The following is an 18,492-nucleotide window of genomic DNA, read 5'->3' on the forward strand; positions in this document are numbered from 1 at the left end:
CCACCCTCCCCCCCCGCAATGGGGGGAGAGGGTTTCCGGTCTCACACCGTCGCGTCCGCCATCACCGCCGCCCGGTCTTCCTGGAACGCCGCCTCTGCCGCGTCGGTGCGCCAGCAGGCGGCCCGGTGGCCGGGCTGCACGGCCACGGAGGGTGGCACCTCGACCCGGCAGCGCGCTTCGGCGAGGAAGCAGCGCGGGGCGAAGGGGCAGCCCGGCGGGCGGTTGGCGAGGTCGGGCGGGCTGCCGGGGATCGTCTTCAGGCGCGTGCCCTTGGCGAGCGCCCCATCGGCGCGGCTGCGCAGGAGGCCGATCGTGTAGGGGTGGTGGGGGGCGAGCACCACGTCCCGGGCGGAGCCCTCCTCGACGATGCGGCCGGCATACATCACCGCGATCCGGTCCGCGACCTCCACGGCGGCGCCGAGGTCGTGGGTGACGAAGATCGTCGAGAGGCCGAGCTCCGCCTGCAATTCGCGCAGGAGCAGCAGGATCTGGATCTGAACGGTGGCGTCGAGCGCCGTGGTCGGCTCGTCGGCGAGCAGGACCTGCGGCCGGCAGGCGAGCGCCAGAGCGATCATCGCGCGCTGGCGCATGCCCCCCGACATCTCGTGCGGATAGGCGTCGAGGCGCCGCTCCGGGCTCGGAATGCGGACCCGCTCGAACAGGGCCAGGGCGCGCTGGCGGGCCGCCCCGGCGCTGATCCGCTCGTGCTGGCGGATCGCCTCGGTGATCTGCTGGCCCACCGTGTAGACGGGATCGAGGGCCAGGAGCGGCTCCTGGAAGATCATCGCCACGGCCCGGCCGCGCAGGGCCCGCAGGGCTTTGGGCGACAGGGCCATCACGTCCGCGCCGCCAACCCGGATCGTGCCGCCGATCCGCGTCCGGCGCTCCGGGTTCAGGCGCATGATCGCCCGAAGGGTGACGCTCTTGCCGGAGCCGGACTCGCCGATCAGCGCCACGGCCTGGCCGCGCTCGAGGGTGAGGTCGACCCCGTCCACGGCCTCGACCACGCCGCCGAAGACCACCGTCAGGCCGCGGATCGCGACGGCCGGCTCGGGTGCCGATACGCTCATGCGGCCACCGTCAGGCTGGGCGACAGGGAATGGCCCGAGCCGGGCTGGCGGGCGAGGCAGGCGACGCGGTGGCGCACATCGCGGCCGTCGAGGGGCGGGACCGTGCCGCGGCAGACCTCTTCGACGAGGGCGCAGCGCGGGTGGAAGCGGCAGCCGGCGGGCGGTTCGATGGGGTTCGGCGGGTCGCCGGCAAGCGGCGCCACCGTGGTCCGCGCATCCGGGTCCATCGAGGGCATCGAGGACAGGAGCGCGGCCGTGTAGGGATGGGCCGGAGCGGCCAGCACCGTGTCGGCGGGGCCGATCTCCACCACCTGACCAAGATACATCACCGCAACCCGGTCGCAGATGAAGCGCACCACGTTGAGGTCGTGGCTGATGAACAGGTAGGTGAGGTTGAACTCCTGTTTCAAATCCATCAGCAGGTTCAGCACCTGCGCCTCCACCGACTTGTCGAGGGCCGAGACCGCCTCGTCGAGCACCACGAGGCGGGGTTCGAGGGCGAGCGCCCGGGCGATGTTCACCCGCTGGCGCTGGCCGCCTGAGAGCTCGTGCGGGTAGCGCGCCGCGAAGCGGGCCGGCTCCAGCCCCACCCGGGCGAGCAGGCTGCGGGCGCGCTCGATGGCCTGGCGCTTCGGGATCCCGTGCACCTGCGGCCCGAAGGCGATGGAGCCCTCGACGGTCATGCGCGGATTCAGGGAGGAGTAGCTGTCCTGAAACACCATCTGGGCCTGGGCCCGGAAGTCCCGCAGGGGCAGCGCCCGGCTGCCGATGCGCTCGCCGTCGAACAGCAGGTCGCCGGAATCGTGGCTGATCAGGCCCATGATGAGCCGGGCGGTGGTGGACTTGCCGCAGCCCGACTCGCCGACCACGCCGAGGGTCTCGCCCTTCAGGATTTCGAAATCGACGCCGTCCACCGCTCGCACCACCGCCTTGGTGCCGCCGATGCCCTTCTTGACGGGGAAGTGCTTCACCAGTCGGTCGACGGTGAGGAGGGGCTGAGCCGGGCCGCCCCGGTCGCGGGCGATCGGGACGGTGGCGAGGCCGATGGGCTGGCTCATGCTTTCACCTCCATGGCGGATCGCAGGCCGTCGGAGAACAGGTTGAACGAGATCGAGACGATGAAGATGGCCAGCCCCGGCAGGGCCGCGACCATCGGGTTCACGTAGATCGCCGTGCGCAGGGTGTTCAGCATCAGGCCCCACTCGGGCTCCGGCGGCTTCACGCCGAGGCCGAGGAAGGAGAGGCCGGAGGCGAGGATCATCGATACGCTGATGAGGCTGGTGGCGTAGACGAAGATCGGCCCCAGCACGTTGCCGAGCACCTGCACGCGCAGGATCGTCAGGGTCGAGGCGCCGGAGAGGCGGGCGGCGTCGACGTAGTCGCGGGCGCGGATCTGGGTGGTCACGCTCTCGGCCACGCGGGCGATCTGGGGCACGAACACGCAGGTCAGCGACACGATCGAGTTGAAGATGCCCGCGCCCAGGGCGCCAGAGAGCGCGATGGCGAGCAGCACCGAGGGGAACGCGAAGAACACGTCCACCGTGCGCATCAGCACGGTGTTGACCCAGCCGCCGACGTAGCCGGCCAGGATGCCGATGCCGGACCCGATGACGAAGGCGAGGATGACGGGGGTGACCCCGATGAACAGGGACAGGCGCCCGCCCATCATCAGGCGACTCAGCATGTCACGGCCGAGTTCGTCCGAGCCCAGGAGGTAGGTGGCGTCGCCGATGGGCTTCAGGCGCCGCAGCATCGAGCCGCGATAGGGGTCCATCGGGGTGATCCAGGGCGAGAGCAGCGCCACCGCCACGATCGCCAGAATGATGCCGGCGGCGGCCATCGCTACGGGATCGCGCAGGAGCTTGTGGCCGACCTGCCCCCAGAACCCCCGCGAGGGCACGAAGGCGTCCGGCGCCGTCGGCGCCGGGGCGGCCCCGCCGGCGATGTCGAGGATCGGTGCGGCGGCCTGTGTCGCGCGTGCCATCAGCCCCTCTCGATGCGCGGGTCGAGCGCCGTCTGGACGACGTCGACGATGAGGTTGAGGGCGACGAAGAACATCGCCAGGACGAGAATCGAGCCCTGCAGCAGGGGCAGGTCGCGCTGGAAGATCGCGGCGTTGAGGAGGAAGCCGGTGCCCGGCCAGGCGAACACGGTCTCGATCAGGATCGAGCCGCCCAGCAGGTAGCCGAGTTGCAGGCCCATGATGGCCAGCGCCGTCGGGGCCGCGTTCTTGACGACGTGCCGGAACACGCCGAACTCGCTCATGCCCTTGGCCCGGAGCGCACCGACGAAGTCCTGCGCGAGGATGTCGCCCACCAGCGCCCGGATGGTGCGGGCGATGACGCCCATGGGAATTACCGACATCGTGAGGGCCGGCAGGATGATGTAGCGCAGGTGGTCGAGATCGGGCCGCCAGTTGCCCGAGCCGTCGGGCCCGGCCCCGGTGGGCGGCAGCCAGCCGAGTTGGGCCGAGAACACGATGACCAGTACCATGCCGAGCCAGTAATGCGGCACGCTCACCCCGAAGACCGAGACCGCCGAGGCGAGCCGGTCCAGGACCGAGTTGCGGAAGTAGCCGGCCACGAAGCCGAACAGGCACCCGAAGGTGAAGCCGATCAGCGTCGCCACGGAGGCCAGGATCAGGCTGTTCACCACGGCCCGCCCGACCTCCTGCACCACGGGGCGGCCGGTGGCGATGGAGATGCCGAGATCGCCCTGAAGCACGTGCCAGAGCCAGATCACGTACTGGACGGGCAGTGGCTTGTCGTAGCCGTAGGCCGCCCGCATGGCGTCGATGGTCTCCTGCGTGGCGTCCACCGGGAGCACCGCGCTCAAGGGATCGCCGGGGGCGAGGTGGACCAGCATGAAGCAGACGACGCTCACGCCGAGCGCCACCGGCGTCACGGTGAGCAGGCGCTTGAGGATGAACTTCAGCATGTTCTCAGCCCTCTCTCCTCTGCGGAAGAGGGTACCTGCGGAGCAGGCGGGAGCGGAGGCGACTTTGCCGGATGCGGCATGCCCCTCCCCCGGTTCCTGCGCGACCACCCTCCCCCCGCAGCGGGGGAGGGTTCATGACCGCGACCTTCATCGTCACTTGCTCAACCACTTGCCCGATCACTTGCCCATCGAGATCGGCGAGAAGTCCTGGAACCAGTTCTGCGCCTGCACGAAGCCCTTCACCTTGGGGCTCATGGCACGCGGATTGGTGTCGTGGGCCACCATCAGGAACAGGGCGTCGTCGACGTACTTCTCGTGCACCTTCTCCAGGACCTTGGTCTGCTCGGCCGGGTCGAAGGTGGTGCGGACCTGGTCGAACAGCTTGTCCATCTCGGGGTCGCAGTAATGGCCCCAGTTGGTGCCGTTGGGCGCGGCGAGGTTGCACTGGAGGTGGCGGATGAAGCCCGTGAAGGGGTCCTGGATGAAGTAGGAGAAATTCATCCCCGTCGCCTTGCGCGACATGTCGGACTTGGCGCCCGCGCGCCACAGGTTGATGAGCGTGTTCCACTCGACCACCTCGAACTCGACCTTGATGCCGACATCCGCGAGGTTCTGCTGGATGAACTCGTTCATCGGCAGGGGCTGCATCTGGCCCGAGCCCGACGGCGCGATCAGGATCTTGGTGACGATGGGCTTGTTCGGGCCGTAGCCGGCCTCGGCCAGGAGCTTCTTGGCGGCTTCGGGGTCGTAGGTCGGCTTGAAGGTCGGGTGGCCGAACCAGGCCGAGCCCGGCGGCATGAAGCCCTGTGCCGGGATCATCAGCCCGTTGAGCAATTCCTTCATGCCCTCGCGGTCCACCGCGAGGTTGGCGGCCTTGCGCACGCGGATGTCGTTCCAGGGCGAGCCCTCGACGCGGGAGAGGTGCCAGGTCCAGTTGTGCGGGTAGGCGTTGGTGACGATGCCGAAGCCGGCGGCCTTCAGGGACGCGACGGCATCCGGCGGGGGCGCCTCGATCCAGTCGACCTGACCCGAACGGAGGGCCGCCACGCGGGCATTGGCCTCGGGCAGCGGCACGAGCACGAGCTTGTCGAGCTTGGGCACCCGGGCCTTGTCCCAGTACTCCTTGTTGGGCACCATCTCGGCGCGCTCGCGCGGGGCGAACAGGGTGAGCTTCCATGGGCCGGTGCCGGCCGGGGTCTTGGCGAAGGCGTCCCAGCTCTTGCCGACCTTCTCCCACTGGGCCGGCGACGAGATCATGATCCACGCGATCTGGTAAGGCAGCGTCGCGTCGGGGTTCTTGGTGACGATTTCGAGGGTGGTCGGGTCGATGGCGCGGTAGCTCGCCACCGCCGGGATGCGCGAGCGCCCCTGGGCCGACTGGCGCGGGTCGAATTGCGGCGCGTCGGTCTTCAGGAGCTTGTCGAGGTTCCACACCACCGACTCGGCGGTGAAGGGCGAGTCGTCGTGGAAGGTCACCCCCTCGCGCAGCTTGAAGGTCCACTTGGTGTTGTCGGCGGGATCGACGGCCCAGCGCGTGGCGAGGCCCGGCACCAGCACGGAGGGCTTGGTGGCGGAGGAGAGGTCCCAATTGATGAGGCCGTCATAGACCGTGTAGCCCGTGAACCGCATGCCCTCGCCGCCATTGTCGGCTTGGCCCGTGGTGAGCGGGATGTCGGAGGCCGTCATACCGATCTTGAGGACGCCCTGCGCGAAGGCCGTGGGCATCAGCACCCCGGACAGCAGGGCGGCGGCGAGAAGGCAGGACTTCGACCATCGGGAAACGGAAGCAAACATGCGCGGACGGGTTTCCATGGGCTGGAGACGGCGTGACGCAAACGTGAATGCAATCCATCGGCCAACCCCTCGCGCCACACTCGGACGCCCGAGACGAACACCCCGCCGGACCATGTCTCGCCGCCCACGATCCGAAGTCCGAGCCGCACCGGCCGGGGACGCGGCGCTGCTGTCCGGGCCCTCGGGGGCGCGGCCGGGCATTGCCTCAAAGACACGCAGAGACCTCGCCGCTCTCCGGAAGCGTCACGCCGATCGCCTAAAAAATAGGCAATCTCACGCTCTGCCCGATGGAGTTGCAGAGTCGCGGACCGCAGGATTTCAGAACGCGAGCTTCAGCCCCCCGACGACGTTGCGCGGCGCGCCCGCGAGGATCGATCCGGCCGTGCCCGCCAGGGTGGCCGCCCCGTTCTCCAGGCCGGTGGTCCGGCTGAGGGTGCTCGTCAGGTTCAGGGCGGAGGCGATGTAGGTCGTGTCGAGCAGGTTGCGGACTTCCAGGTACAGGCTGAGGCGCTTGGCGTAGCCCCCGGTGAGCGCCGTGGCGTAGTGGACGTTCGCGTTGAGGATGGCGTAGCCGGGGGTCCTCAGGCGGTTTCCGTTGTCGATGAGGACGCCGTCCTGAACCACGGTCTCCACGAAGGCCCCGAGCCCGTCCAGGGGGCCGCCGACCTGATCGTAGCCGACCCGCGCCAGGAGCTGGTGCGCGGGGACGCCGGGAATGGACTTGCCCGCCCGGTCGAAACGGGCGGTGACGGCACCGGCGCTCAGCAGCTCGGTGAACCGCGTGTAGATCTGATCGTCGAAGCTGTAGGCCAGCGTTCCGCGCCAGCCCGGCGCGAAGGCCCAGTCGCCGCCGAGTTCGACGCCGCGATGCTCCGAGGCCGGGGCGTTGATGAAGTAGCTCAGCCGGCCCCCACCCGGTGATTGCGACAGGAGTTCGTTGCGGAAGAACTCGTAGAAGCCCGTGAGGCTGATCCGCAGGGAGTCCACCGGCGTCCAGTCGACGCCGAGGTCGAAGCCGAGGTTCGTCTGTGCCTGAAGCTGCGTGTTGTTGCCCGGCAGCCCCGCGCTGGTGACGAACAGGTTGCTGCCCGTCGGCGTGGCGTAGCCGGTGGCGACGCGCCCGCGGACGCTCCAGGCGTCCCGGGGCCGATAGACCACGGCCAGTTCCGGCGCGACGTTGAGGAAGCTGCGCGCGGCATCGACCACCGAGGCCGTCCGTCCGGCTTCCGAATAGGTATAGGCGCTGTTGCGTCCGGTGATCGTGGTGTTCGTCGCGCTGAGTCCGAGGAGCCCGCTCCACTGGTCGGAAAGTGCCACCTCCGTGCGGGCGCGCCCGCCGAGATTGGTCTGGTCGCCGCGCAGGTCTCCGATCAGGGCGCCCAGGGCCGGTCGTCCCGCCCCCGGCGCCCGGTTGAACGTGGTCACGTGGTTGTCGAGGATCTCGGAGGTGAAGGCCACGTAGCCCACGGCCGGCAGGCCCATCAGGTCGTAGCGTCGGGTCAGGTCCGTGAGGAGGGTCAGGGACGGGTAACTGCCCCGGACGGCGGAGGTGTAGAACGGCTGGTCGAAGTTGCGCTCGTCGAAGCCGAGCTGGGTCCGCCAGGTCGTCTGTGCGTCGAGGTCGTGCTCCCAGCGCAGGGCCACGACGGTGCGCCGGTCGTCCCGTCCGAACCCGCCCTCGGTGGCGGTCACGCCGACGGTCCGGCCGAAGGCCCCGTTGGCGAACAGGTTCGTCAGGGTACAGCCCGGTGCCGCCGTCGCCACCGTGCCGCATCCGCGCTGGTAGGGATTGATCTGGTACTGGTTCAGGGAGGACCGGGCGGGCAGGTTCGCCTGCAACGGGTTGTTGATTACCTTCAGGGTGAAGCGGTTGTCCGGCGTCGGCGTGTAGCTGGCCAGCAGGTTGATCGTCTGCGTGTCGTAGGCGCTGTGATCCTGGTAGCCGTTGGCGCGGACGTCGCTTGCGAACAGGCTGATCTCGACGGGGCCGCTGACGCCGCCGACCGTGAAGTAATTGCTGAGGTAGCCGAAGCTGCCCGCATCGGTGCCGATCTCGAAGCCGTCGATCTCGCGGCCCGTCCGGGTGCGGAAGGCGAGCGCGCCGCCNAAGTAATTGCTGAGGTAGCCGAAGCTGCCCGCATCGGTGCCGATCTCGAAGCCGTCGATCTCGCGGCCCGTCCGGGTGCGGAAGGCGAGCGCGCCGCCGGTGGCGTAGTTGCCGAAGAGCGCTGATTGCGGACCGCGGAACACGTCGATGCGGCCGTAGGCGCGCGGATCGACGAGGTCGAAGCGCGAGGCGCCGTCCGGCTGGGTCAGGAGAAAGCCGTCCTCCAGCACAACCATGTTCCGGATGACACCGGTGGAGCGGGCATTGTTGCCGCGGATGGAGATCACCACGTCGCGCCCGCCATTGCCCGGGCGCACGGTGACGCCGGGACTGTTCACCAGCACCGATCCGAGGCTTGTGGCGGGCCGGTTCTCGATCGTGTCGGTGCGGCCGACGCGCGTGGCGGTGGCGCCGAGGGGCTGTTCGATCACGCTCGGGCTGGAACCGGGGGGCGCCGAGACACCGAACGGCACCCCGGCCGGTGCCGGGCGACCCTCGGCCGTGATCGAAAGCTCCTCCAGCACGATCCCGCCCGCCTCCTCGGCGCGCACCTCCGACGCGGAGAGAAGGACGGCGACGAGGGCAAGCCGGACGGCTCCGGTTCGCGGGGCCGCAGTTCGGGGCGCGATGGCCTGGGAACGCGGAGAACGGGGAACAGCGGTCATGCCGGTTTCGACCACGGGAGCGGGGGCGGGTCACGCCTTAGAGAGGGAGGCCGGTCGGGCCGGACGCGAACCGCGACGTCCATCCACGCGCATCGCGCGTCCGGGAATGCCGAAGTCGCTTCTACCCCGTGGACCGAGGGGGCGCGACGGGTCGGACACCCTGTGGTCGTGACCTGTGGCTCCCATGCCACGTCGAACCCGACACGTCGAACCTCCTCTCTCAAACCGTCAGGCGCGGGCGGGACCATCAGCGCGCATCCGCCTCGCGGTCGAGGAGCTGGCGCTTGCGCGCGACGCCCCAGCGATAACCGGAGAGCGACCCGTCCGCGCGGACCACCCGGTGGCACGGGATGGCGACCGCCAGCCGGTTGGCGCCGCACGCCTGGGCCACGGCCCGCATGGATGTCGGGGCGCCGATGGCCTGGGCGATCGCGCCGTAGGTCGTCGTGGTGCCGATCGGGACGGCGCGAAGGGCGGCCCAGACCCGCTGCTGGAAGATGGTGCCGCCGATGTCGAGGGGCAGGTCGAGGCCGCGGCCCGGCGCCTCGACGAAACCGACGACCGTCGCCACCCACCCGTCGAAGGCTGGATCGCCGGGCGCCAGGTCGGCCCTGGGGAAGCGGTCCTGGAGATCGCGGACCAGGGCGTCGGGATCGTCGCCCAGGAGGATCGCGCAGAGGCCCCGGGGGGTCGCCGCCACCAGGAGCGCGCCGAGGGAGCACGCGGCCACCGCGAAGCGGATCGCCGTCCCGGCGCCTCCCGTGCGATAGGCCGATGGGTGCATCCCGAGTCGATCCGGGCCTTCAGCGTAGAAGCGGCTCGACGCGTTGAAGCCGGCCGCGAAGACCGCTTCGGTCACCGTCCCGGCCTCGGGCAGGCGCTGCGCCACGCGCTCGGCCCGCTTGGCCGTCGCGTAGGCCTTCGGCGTGATGCCGGTGACCCTTCGGAAGACGCGGTGGAAGTGGAAGGCGCTCAGGCCCGCTTCCGCGGCGAGGCCTTCGAGTGTCGGCATGGTCTCGGCCGCGTCGATCAGGCGGCAGGCCCGGACGATGGCCGCGGCGTGCCGTTCGGCCAGGGTCACGTCGTTGGGCCGGCAGCGCCGGCACGGGCGGAAGCCCGCGGCCTCGGCTGCGTCGCAGGTGGCGTGGAAGCTCACGTTCTCCGGGTTGGCCGCGCGGGAGGGGCAACTGGGGCGACAATACACGCCGGTGGTGCGAACGGCGTAGACGAAGGTGCCGTCGGCCCGCGCGTCGCGGGCGGTGAGCGCGGCCCATCGCTGCGCGTCCGCGTCATCGGGGGCGCTCGGGTCGTCCCACTCCGGATGGGTGTCAGCGCGCCGCATGGGGAAACGTCCTCCGTCGTCCAGGGGCGGCCCCCGCTTGTCGCGGCCGCGTCGCAGCCTGTCCTGCCCTGAAATCCCCGGAGCCGCATCCCGATCCTTGCTCTCGAATCCGGCTGGCGAGGCATCAGTACCGTACCACTTGCGTTGGCGGGGCCTCGCCCGGCGAACAGACCGGCGGCCGATGTCCACCGTGCCGCCCGGCGCCTCCGATCCGGCATCTCGATGTCCAACGAACAGGCTATCGCGGGCCGGCGGCTTGGGCGGCAACGGTGGCCTGTCGCGGAGGCAAGGACACGTCGGCGGCAGGAGACCCCGAGACACGGTGCGTGCCTGACGGGGGCGCCCGATCGGAAGGGGCGGGGCTGGCCGGCGTCGGTCAGCCCCGTCCGTTCAGACGCGGCGGGCGTCGTAACCGGCCACGACGGTGGCGGCCTTGGGAGCGCCGAGGCGTCCGCCGAAGAAGCCGGCAAGCGCGCCCAGGATGAGGGCGAGCGCGCCGTAGAAGGCGCCCTGGGTGGCGGCGGACTTGGCGGCGACGGCCGCGGCTTCCGCCTTCRCCTTGGCGGTCGCGACGGTCTCGTCGTACTGCTTSCGGTASTCCTGGATCTGGGCCTTGGCCTGGTCGACCGGGATGCCCTGGGCCTTGGCCAGGGCGTCGGCCGCGCGGGTCTCGGCCTGGGCCTTCTGGGCCTGGTTGCGCACCGACTGCTCGATGCCGTCCAGGGGGTTGGAGATCTTCGACAGCGACGGAGCCGCGGCCTGCGCGGCGGTCTGCACCGTGCCGCCCACCAGCGAGCCGGCCCCGCCCAGCGTGCTGGTYACGCCCGAGAAGGCGCCCCCGATGAGGCCGCCGGCGGCCGAGGTCAGGAGGTAGAGCACCACCAGGGTGGTCACCGCCCAGGAGACCAGCCCGTGCAGGCCGGCSGCGCCCGTGACGGGCTTGCCCGAGAGGCGCCCGGCGATGAGGCCGCCSGCCAGGGAAGCGACCACGCCCGAGCCCACGAACCAGAGGCCGGCGCTCAGCCGCGCCCGTGACGGGCTTGCCCGAGAGGCGCCCGGCGATGAGGCCGCCGGCCAGGGAAGCGACCACGCCCGAGCCCACGAACCAGAGGCCGGCGCCCATCGACAGCGTCGAGGCGGCCGGGTTGTCGGCGGCCACGGGTCCGACGCTGGACAGGCCGACGCCCACCCCGACCATGTTGAGGATGACCTGGGTCACCAGCGCGGTGACGGCGCCGGCGAAGATGGCGCCCCAGGAGACCTGGTTCAGSAGSACGGTACGGGTGTCGGCCGAGACGGCCGGGGTCGCGAGAAGGGGGGAAGTGGACACGGGATAGGTACTCCGGGTGGTCGGTCGTCCGAGACGTTCGGTCGTTCGAGGGGTCAGTCGGGGGTGTTCGCCGATCCCACCGCGCAGTCCCGGCGCGGTGGGATCGATCTGTCGCGGCTCTGCGGATCAGTCGCGGCCGTGGATGAGGAGGCCGAGGCCGTAGCCGAGGAGGCCGGCCACCAGCAGGGCGGCCACGGGATGCTCGGCGACTTGGTGGCTCACCTCGCGCCCGCCCTGGCGCAGAGAGCGGCCGCCGGTCTCGTAGGCGTCCTCGGCCCGGTCGTAGGCCTCGCGGCCGGCCCGGCGCACGGACCGCTCGGCGCGGTCGTAGGTGTCGCCGGCTGCCCCCTGGGCGCGGCGCGCGCGGTCCTCGACGTCGTCGGAGTCGATTAGGTTGCCGACCGTGTCGCGAACCCTGCCGCCGATCTCGCGAGCGGTGTCGGCCACGTGCTCGGCGGCGTCGCGGACGGTGTCCTTGGCCTGACCGTAGAGGGTCTCGGCGGCGCCTTGCGCCTCGCGGGCACGGCCCTCGAGCGAGTCCCGCTTCGAGCCGGTGAGATCGCCCACCGTGCCCTGAACCTTGCCGCCGAGCTCCTTGGCGGCGCCCGTGATGCGATCCGTGTCGACCATGATGATTGTCCTTGCTGTGTTCGTGGCTGGGGTTCGTCGCGCGGCGCGCGGCCGAAGCTAGGGTTTGGGGTTGGTCTTGTCCGACTTCNGAGTCCCGCTTCGAGCCGGTGAGATCGCCCACCGTGCCCTGAACCTTGCCGCCGAGCTCCTTGGCGGCGCCCGTGATGCGATCCGTGTCGACCATGATGGTTGTCCTTGCTGCGCGCGCTTCGTGGCGCGGCGTTGTGGGTGTGTTGCCGGTGAGAGCGGCGAAGAACGCCGTCGCCGGTCTCGCGGAGGCTAACGCCGGGCCAATCCCGGCCTGGTGTCGGCCCGGGTGGGGTTCCCCGTCCCGACCTGCCGTTCGCCGATCCGTTCGCCGCCTGTCGCCCTGACCCAGCCCAGTGGGCGTCGGGCTCCGGCAGAGCGCAGGCGGGCGATCTGAGAGCGGTCATGTCGAAGCTCCCGGCTGGATGGGCGCCGATCCGGCGGACGGTGAAGTTCGGCGGTGGAACCCTCGGCCCGTCGTCCCTGGTTCGTGAGATGGCCCCTTGAACCGCCGCTTCAATAGTGAAAATGTACCGGTAATACAGGTTTTTTTACCCGGACGACGCTGTCGGGAAGCCGTTGTTGCGGCCCCAGACGATGGCCTCGGAACGCTTGTGCACGTTGAGCTTCCGGTAGAGGGCCGCCGCGTGGTTGCGCACGGTGTTCTTGGACAGGTTTAGTCGTTTGGCGATGACCTCGTCCGAGAGCCCGGCGCAGATCAGGTCCAGGATCTGGCGCTCGCGCACCGTCATGTTGGGCGAGACCGCATCCTGATGGCCCGCGCCGGGCTGGCGCAGGTGGGCCAGCTTCTCGATCAGTCCGCGGCTGAACCAAGAGGTGTCGGCCATCACCGCCTCGATCGCCTCGAACAGCTCACGCTCGCTTCGCTTGCGCTCAGTGATGTCCTGCAGCACCAGGAGGACGAAGGCCTCCGCGCCGATCTCGACCCGCTCGGCCGAGACCAGGCAATCGAGGTTACTCCCGTCCTCATGACGCAGGCAGACCTCCAGTCCCATCACGCAGCCGGTGCGCGCCAGGGCCGTCTCGAAACGGTCGCGCTGCGGCTCTGAGACCCAAAGGTCGAGATCGGCCGGCGTGCGGCCGGTGACCGTTTCAGAACCGAAGCCGAAGACGCGGCTGAAGGCCTCGTTCACGCCGGTGATCGCCAGACCTTCAGCGCGGGCCAGCAGGGTTGGCACGGGGGTGAGGCGGAACGCCTTGGCGAAGCGCTCCTCGCTCTGGCGCAGGGCGGTCTCGGCCTTGCGCCGCAGTTCGAGGTCGGCGAAGGTGAAGAGCATGCAGCGCTCGTCGCCGAGTTCCATCGGTTGCCCGGCCACGATGACGAAGCGGGTGCCGCCGTCGGGCAGGTCGAGGCAAGCTTCCATCTGCGGGATGGTGCCGCCGCTGTTGAGACGATCGATCGCCAGGTCCCGGTTGCGGGCATTGGCCAGGACGTCGACCTCGTAGACGCTGCGGCCGATGACGGCCTCGCGGGTGAAGCCGGTCATCTCCAGGAAGCCGAGGTTGACCTTGACGAAGCGCAGGTCCGCGAGCCGGCAGATCACGGCGGGCGCGGGGTTGGCGTTGAAGGTCGCCTCGAAGCGCGCCTCGGCCTCGAACTGGTCGGAGACGTCCTTGAGGATAAGGGCGAGGCAGCTCGGCTGGCCCTCGCGGTCGGTCGCAACCAGGCTGCGCAGCGAGTGGACGAAGTCGGCATCGGGTCGGTCGGTGCGCGTGACCTCGACGATGACGTCGTGGAAACGCTCGCCCGAGACGACGCGCTCCATCGGATACTGGTTGAGGGCATGGTTGTTGCGGTAGCGCAGGGCGAAGCGCTCGCGGTAGGCATCCACCGTTCCGCCGAGTTCCTCCAGGCTCTCGGCCCCATGCATGGCCAGCGCCGCCGAATTGGCGTAGGCGATGGTCTGGTCGGGCTCGACCAGGATCACGCCCTCGCTCAGTCCGGCCACGATCTGCTGGAGTTCATGCCTGTCGACGCCGAGTGTCACCGGGACTCCCATCCGCTCAAATCAAGTCCCGCCGTAACCGGCCTCCGTGACGGCGAGTTCCGATGAAGCCTGGCGAATATCTGGTATATTCGGATCATTGACGTGAACGTGAACGATCATCCTTCGCCAGGGTGACCGCAATCGACGTCCGAAGGCTGACCGCAACGGGGGTCAAAAAGGGCCCGCGATGCTGCGGCGAACGACATCGCCGATGACCGGCGCGATGCTGCAACCCGACCGTGGCGCGCCCGCCTCAGGTTCATGGCGCAGTCCACGCCGGACATCCTCGCGGTCGCGCTCGACCTGGACGCGCCGCTGGGTTCCATATCCCTCGACGATCGCCCGAGGGTCGATGCCCCGGGCTTGCAGGTCCCGGAGATGGCGTTCCGCGAGGACACAGAGCGCCCGACGCAGATCGGCATGCACTGTGGTCTCCGCGTCGCGGATGAGACGTCGCGCCGGGCGATCGTCATGGGTGGATGCGCAGGAACGGTTGCCCAACGGCGATGATGCCAGCCAGATCGCCGCCATTCACCGCTCGCAGGCGGTCGTTCGTTTCCGGTCCAATGGACCCGTCGTGACTGCGAACCGAAATGTCCTCGACCTGATAGGCTGCAGCTTCGATGAGGACCGCGGGAAGGATAACAAACTCTTTGTCGAGTCCAGGACGCGCGCCGGACTCGAATACACCGCACTCGGGAACACGCTGCGCCGGGGCCCCCACAGGTCGTCCGCGCCCTCGCGGGAAACCCTGGGCAAACCGGAAATTGCGGGGGTAGGGTGGCAGATTGCGCGCCTCGTCCCACAGAGCCTTCGAAGCACTACGGTGACTGCAACGAAGGTTCAGCCCAATGACGGTGACGACGGCCTTTCATGAATCCAGTTCGGCGAACGGTCCGCGGCGTGGGATTGCCCTGACGATCACGGTCCTGATCCTGCTAGGTGCGGCCGCGATCACCACGCCAGCAGCGGCGCAGGACGTCGAGGCACCGGCAGACGCCGTATCGACCAACGTCGCGCCGGACGAGGGCGTGCCAGGCGCGCCCGCGCTCCCCCCGGCGTCCACGCCCGCGAGCGTGCCGGCGGGACCCGGCGCGACGAGCGCGCAGCTTCCGGCCACCGGCAAGGCGGCCGGTGCCGCCCACGACTTCTCGCCCATAGGGATGTTCTTCAGTGCGGACGTCGTCGTGCGGGCGGTGATGGTGACGCTTCTCCTGGCGTCGGTGGTGACTTGGGCCATCCTCCTGGTGAAGACGCTGAGCCTGGCCTTCGCCAAACGGCAGATCCGGTCGAGCCTGAAGGCGCTACGGTCGGTCGCCAGCCTGTCGGAGGCGAATGACCAGGTTCGCCGCGGCATCGGGGCGCTTCTGCTGATCGAGGTCGAGAGCGAGGTCGTGCTGTCGCAGGGGCTGCCGAGCGAGGGCATCAAGGAGCGGGCGGCCATCGCGCTCACCCGGATCGAAGGCAAGATCGGCAAGCGAATGGCGTCCGGAACCGGAATTCTGGCGACGATCGGTTCGATCGGCCCGTTCGTCGGCTTGTTCGGCACCGTCTGGGGCATCATGGGCAGCTTCATCGGCATCGCCAACTCGAACACCACCTCTCTCGCGGTGGTGGCGCCCGGCATCGCCGAAGCGCTGCTTGCCACCGGCATCGGCCTCGTCGCGGCGATCCCCGCCGTCGTGATCTACAACGCGCTGACGCGCTCGATCACCGGCTATCGGGCCTTGGTCGGCGACGCCGTCGCGCTGGTCATGCGTCATCTGTCGCGCGACCTCGACACGCGTGAGGCGGTCACCTACGGCCGCCCGTCCAAGTTGCGCCTGGCTGCGGAGTAGGCGCATGGCCGTCAACCTCGGATCCAACGGCGGCGACGATCTCGTCGAGAACGCCGAGATCAACATCACGCCGTTCATCGACGTGATCCTGGTGCTCATGATCATCTTCATGGTCGCGGCGCCGCTCTCGACCGTGAGTGTCCCGGTCGAGTTGCCGACCTCTTCCGCACCCCAGCAGCCGCGGCCGGACAAGCCGGTCTATGTCAGCATCAAATCCGATCTATCCGTCACCCTGGGAGAGGACGCGGTGGCCCGGCCGAATCTCGGCACGGCCCTTGATGACGCGACGAAAGGCAATAAGGACGAGCGCATCTTCCTGCGGGCCGACAAGGGTGTGCCCTACGGCGAACTGATGCAGGTGATGAACCTGCTGCGCAGCGCAGGCTATCTCAAGGTCGGCCTCGTCGGTCTCGAGGAGACGTCCGGCGGAGCGCAACCATGATGCATCCGCCGCCTGAAGCCTTTCTTCAGGTCACCGAGCAGCGTCGCGCGGAGTTGGAAAGGTCCGAGCCGTCCGTGCTGCTCCGGTTCTTGGGCTGGGCGTTGGCCGTCCTCCTAATGCTCACCGTCCATGTCGGACTCTACCTCGCCCTGACGCAGAGGTCCGAGAAGGCTTCCGCTCCGCAGGAGATGCCTGCGGCGATCATGATCGACATGTCGCCTGAGCCCACCGTCGCGAAATCCGACGTGGACAACGCCAAGGACGGTCCGGCGGCGCCGGATGCACAACAGGCCCAGCCGGAGCCCTTCGACGAGGCTCCGCCACCGCCCGATCCCGAGGCGGTTCTCGAGGCGCCCCCGCCCCCGCCGCAGGTCGCACCCCAGGCCGTTCTTCCCCCGACGATCCCGAAAAAGGTGAAGGCGCCCGAACCCAAAGCGCTCGAACCCAAGCCACCCGAGAAGCCGCGGCGTCTCAAGAAGCCAGCCCCGAAAATCCACGTCCAGAAGAAGTCTCATCCCAGTGCAGCGTCCCGGAGCGGCGGTGGTCCGAAGTCGGACCAGCAGAATGCGAACCGGACCGCCGCCGCCGCCGCCGGTTCGGCGATCAGCCAGGCGTCCCGCGCGACCTGGCAGAACGAGATGCGCGCCCGGATCGTCCGCGCCAAGCGCTTCCCCCCGTCCGCGGCCGGCGCCGTCGGGGTGTCGGTGGTGAGCGTCACGTTCGCGGCCAACGGCAGCGTGACGGGCGCGCGCCTCATCGCGTCTTCCGGCAATGCGGCCCTCGATGCCGAGGCGGTGGCCGTGATGTACCGGGCGGCCCCCTTCCCGCCGCCCCCGGGCGGCCAACCGATCACGCAAACGATCCCGTTGAACTTCAGCCGCCGGTAGCGCTCCGGCCGAGGCACGGGACGCAAGATCCCGCTTCCCAGCCGGGCGCCTTTCCAAACCCGAAACGAGCAGACATGCCTCCGAAATCGTCCCACCTTCCGCCCCCCCCGGCGGCGGCGCACACGGCCATCGCGGTCTCGGCATTCGGGATCGAGAACGGGATGCAGGTCGTCGTCATCCCGGATCGCCGCAGCCCGATCGTCACCCACATGATCTGGTACCGCAACGGTTCGACGGACGACCCGCCCGGCAAGTCCGGACTGGCCCATTTCCTCGAACATCTGATGTTCAAGGGCACCGAGCGGTATCCCGCCGGCGTCTTCAGTGAAATCCTTGCCTCGCTGGGCGGCAAGGAGAACGCGTTCACGGGTTGGGACTTCACGGCCTATCACCAGCGCATCCCCAACGAGTACCTGGCGACCTGCATGGCCTACGAAGCCGATCGCATGCGCAATCTCGTCTTCGAAGACGCCGTGGTCGCCACCGAGCGGGGCGTCGTCCTGGAGGAGCGCTCGATGGTCGCGGATGCCAACCCGGCCGGCCTCCTCGGAGAGGCGGTGGCGATCGCCGCGAGCCCGGCCCATCCGTCGGGGCGTCCCATCATCGGCTGGCGTCACGAGATCGCCGGCCTGACCCGGGCCGATGCCCTCGCCTATTACAGGCGCTTCTACACGCCCGAGAATGCGCTCCTGGTGGTGGCTGGCGATGCCGAACCGGAGGCGGTGCGGGACCTAGCCGCCGAGATCTACGGTGCGATCCCGGCCTCTGGCGCGCCGTCCGCGCGCTGGCACCCGGCGAATCCGCCGAGCCGGGCCCACCGGCAGATCACCCTGGTCGAGACCACCGTCGGCGACCCGCAACTGACGCGGCTGCATCAGGTCCCCTCGCCCGCCGATGCGGCCCCGGGCCAGGCGGAGGCCCTGGAAGTGCTCGCCTTCCTGCTGGGCGGCGGCAGCACCTCGATCTTCCACACGCAACTCGTCGTCGCGCAGGCCTGTGCGACCCGCGTCGAGGCCTCCTACTGGTCCGCCCTCTTCCGCGGTCCGTCGCGCTTCTACATCCAGGGTTCACCCGCGTTCGGGACCACGCCCGAGGATCTCGACCGTGCGATCGACGCGTTGCTCGACGCTTTGCGGGTCTCGGGTTTCGAGGCCTCCGCCATCACGCGCGCCAAGACGCAACTCGTAGCCAGCGCCCTGTACGCCCGTGACAGTCAGGTGAGCCTCGCCAACTGGTACGGCATGGCCCTGTGCTGTGGCCTCACGCTCGAGGATCTCGCGACGTGGCAGGCCCGCATCGAGACGGTCGACGCCGACGCACTCCAGCAGGCTCTTGCCCTGCTGGAGTGGCGGGGCGGCGTGTCGGGCCATCTCGTTCGGTCTCGAGCGGCCTGACCGGGGAAGATCTCTCTCCA

The 18,492-nt window shown here is 69.6% G+C and carries 14 protein-coding genes and 2 pseudogenes; 4 read left to right on the forward strand and 12 right to left on the reverse strand.

Annotated features, from left to right (window positions below):
• Positions 1-41: 41 nt before the first annotated feature.
• The 12 genes and pseudogenes from ASG51_RS09245 to ASG51_RS24030 all read right to left on the reverse strand — a co-directional run bounded on the left by ASG51_RS09245 (position 42) and on the right by ASG51_RS24030 (position 14,442).
• Entirely contained in the window at positions 42-1,070 is a 1,029-nt protein-coding gene (locus ASG51_RS09245) for an ABC transporter ATP-binding protein (RefSeq protein ID WP_056221357.1), read from the reverse strand.
• Positions 1,067-2,128 (reverse strand): ABC transporter ATP-binding protein, encoded by a 1,062-nt coding sequence (locus ASG51_RS09250; protein ID WP_056380393.1) that lies wholly within the window; start codon positions 2,126-2,128, stop codon positions 1,067-1,069. Before ASG51_RS09250 ends, ASG51_RS09245 begins: the two co-directional genes overlap by 4 nt.
• Positions 2,125-3,054: an ABC transporter permease gene (locus ASG51_RS09255; RefSeq protein WP_056221351.1), complete on the reverse strand. Its 930-nt coding sequence runs from the start codon at positions 3,052-3,054 to the stop codon at positions 2,125-2,127. The genes ASG51_RS09250 and ASG51_RS09255 overlap by 4 nt, the downstream gene beginning before the upstream one ends.
• The gene (locus tag ASG51_RS09260; RefSeq protein WP_056221348.1) at positions 3,054-4,007 is read right to left on the reverse strand and encodes an ABC transporter permease; all 954 of its coding nucleotides are present in this window, start codon (positions 4,005-4,007) and stop codon (positions 3,054-3,056) included. The genes ASG51_RS09255 and ASG51_RS09260 overlap by 1 nt, the downstream gene beginning before the upstream one ends.
• 177 nt (positions 4,008-4,184) lie before the next feature.
• Positions 4,185-5,732 carry an ABC transporter substrate-binding protein gene (locus ASG51_RS09265; RefSeq protein ID WP_244480119.1) on the reverse strand — a complete coding sequence of 516 codons (1,548 nt, stop codon included), beginning with the start codon at positions 5,730-5,732 and terminating at the stop codon, positions 4,185-4,187.
• 387 nt (positions 5,733-6,119) lie between these two features.
• Positions 6,120-7,907: TonB-dependent receptor (locus tag ASG51_RS09270; protein ID WP_244480103.1), on the reverse strand; the 1,788-nt coding region annotated here is incomplete at its 5' end.
• A gap of 1 nt (position 7,908) precedes the next feature.
• Positions 7,909-8,537, reverse strand: a pseudogene (locus ASG51_RS24975) (TonB-dependent receptor plug domain-containing protein); the annotation flags it as partial.
• 283 nt (positions 8,538-8,820) lie between these two features.
• Entirely contained in the window at positions 8,821-9,915 is a 1,095-nt protein-coding gene (gene ada, locus ASG51_RS09275) for a bifunctional DNA-binding transcriptional regulator/O6-methylguanine-DNA methyltransferase Ada (RefSeq protein WP_056380397.1), read from the reverse strand.
• Between the two features lie 390 nt (positions 9,916-10,305).
• A pseudogene (locus ASG51_RS09280) lies at positions 10,306-11,245 on the reverse strand (PhnA-like protein).
• A 126-nt stretch (positions 11,246-11,371) separates the two neighbouring features.
• Complete coding sequence (locus ASG51_RS09285; RefSeq protein WP_056380399.1) at positions 11,372-11,875, reverse strand: CsbD family protein; 504 nt, start codon at positions 11,873-11,875, stop codon at positions 11,372-11,374.
• Positions 11,876-12,453: 578 nt separating this feature from the next.
• Positions 12,454-13,911, reverse strand: coding sequence for a helix-turn-helix transcriptional regulator (locus ASG51_RS09290; RefSeq protein WP_056380821.1), 1,458 nt, complete (start codon positions 13,909-13,911; stop codon positions 12,454-12,456).
• A 171-nt stretch (positions 13,912-14,082) separates the two neighbouring features.
• Entirely contained in the window at positions 14,083-14,442 is a 360-nt protein-coding gene (locus tag ASG51_RS24030; RefSeq protein ID WP_156389641.1) for a hypothetical protein, read from the reverse strand.
• Between the two features lie 320 nt (positions 14,443-14,762).
• On the opposite strand from ASG51_RS24030, the gene exbB reads away from it, so the two are divergent.
• The 4 genes from exbB to ASG51_RS09315 all read left to right on the forward strand — a co-directional run bounded on the left by exbB (position 14,763) and on the right by ASG51_RS09315 (position 18,472).
• Positions 14,763-15,749 carry a tonB-system energizer ExbB gene (exbB, locus tag ASG51_RS09300; protein WP_082513946.1) on the forward strand — a complete coding sequence of 329 codons (987 nt, stop codon included), beginning with the start codon at positions 14,763-14,765 and terminating at the stop codon, positions 15,747-15,749.
• A 4-nt stretch (positions 15,750-15,753) separates the two neighbouring features.
• Positions 15,754-16,191, forward strand: coding sequence for a TonB system transport protein ExbD (exbD, locus tag ASG51_RS09305; RefSeq protein WP_056271886.1), 438 nt, complete (start codon positions 15,754-15,756; stop codon positions 16,189-16,191).
• Positions 16,192-16,265: 74 nt separating this feature from the next.
• Entirely contained in the window at positions 16,266-17,078 is an 813-nt protein-coding gene (locus tag ASG51_RS09310; protein WP_244480104.1) for a TonB family protein, read from the forward strand.
• A 74-nt stretch (positions 17,079-17,152) separates the two neighbouring features.
• Positions 17,153-18,472, forward strand: a complete 1,320-nt coding sequence (locus tag ASG51_RS09315; RefSeq protein ID WP_056380403.1) for a pitrilysin family protein — start codon at positions 17,153-17,155, stop codon at positions 18,470-18,472.
• Positions 18,473-18,492: the final 20 nt, after the last annotated feature.

This window comes from Methylobacterium sp. Leaf465, assembly GCF_001424705.1.
Classification (GTDB): Bacteria; Pseudomonadota; Alphaproteobacteria; order Rhizobiales; family Beijerinckiaceae; genus Methylobacterium.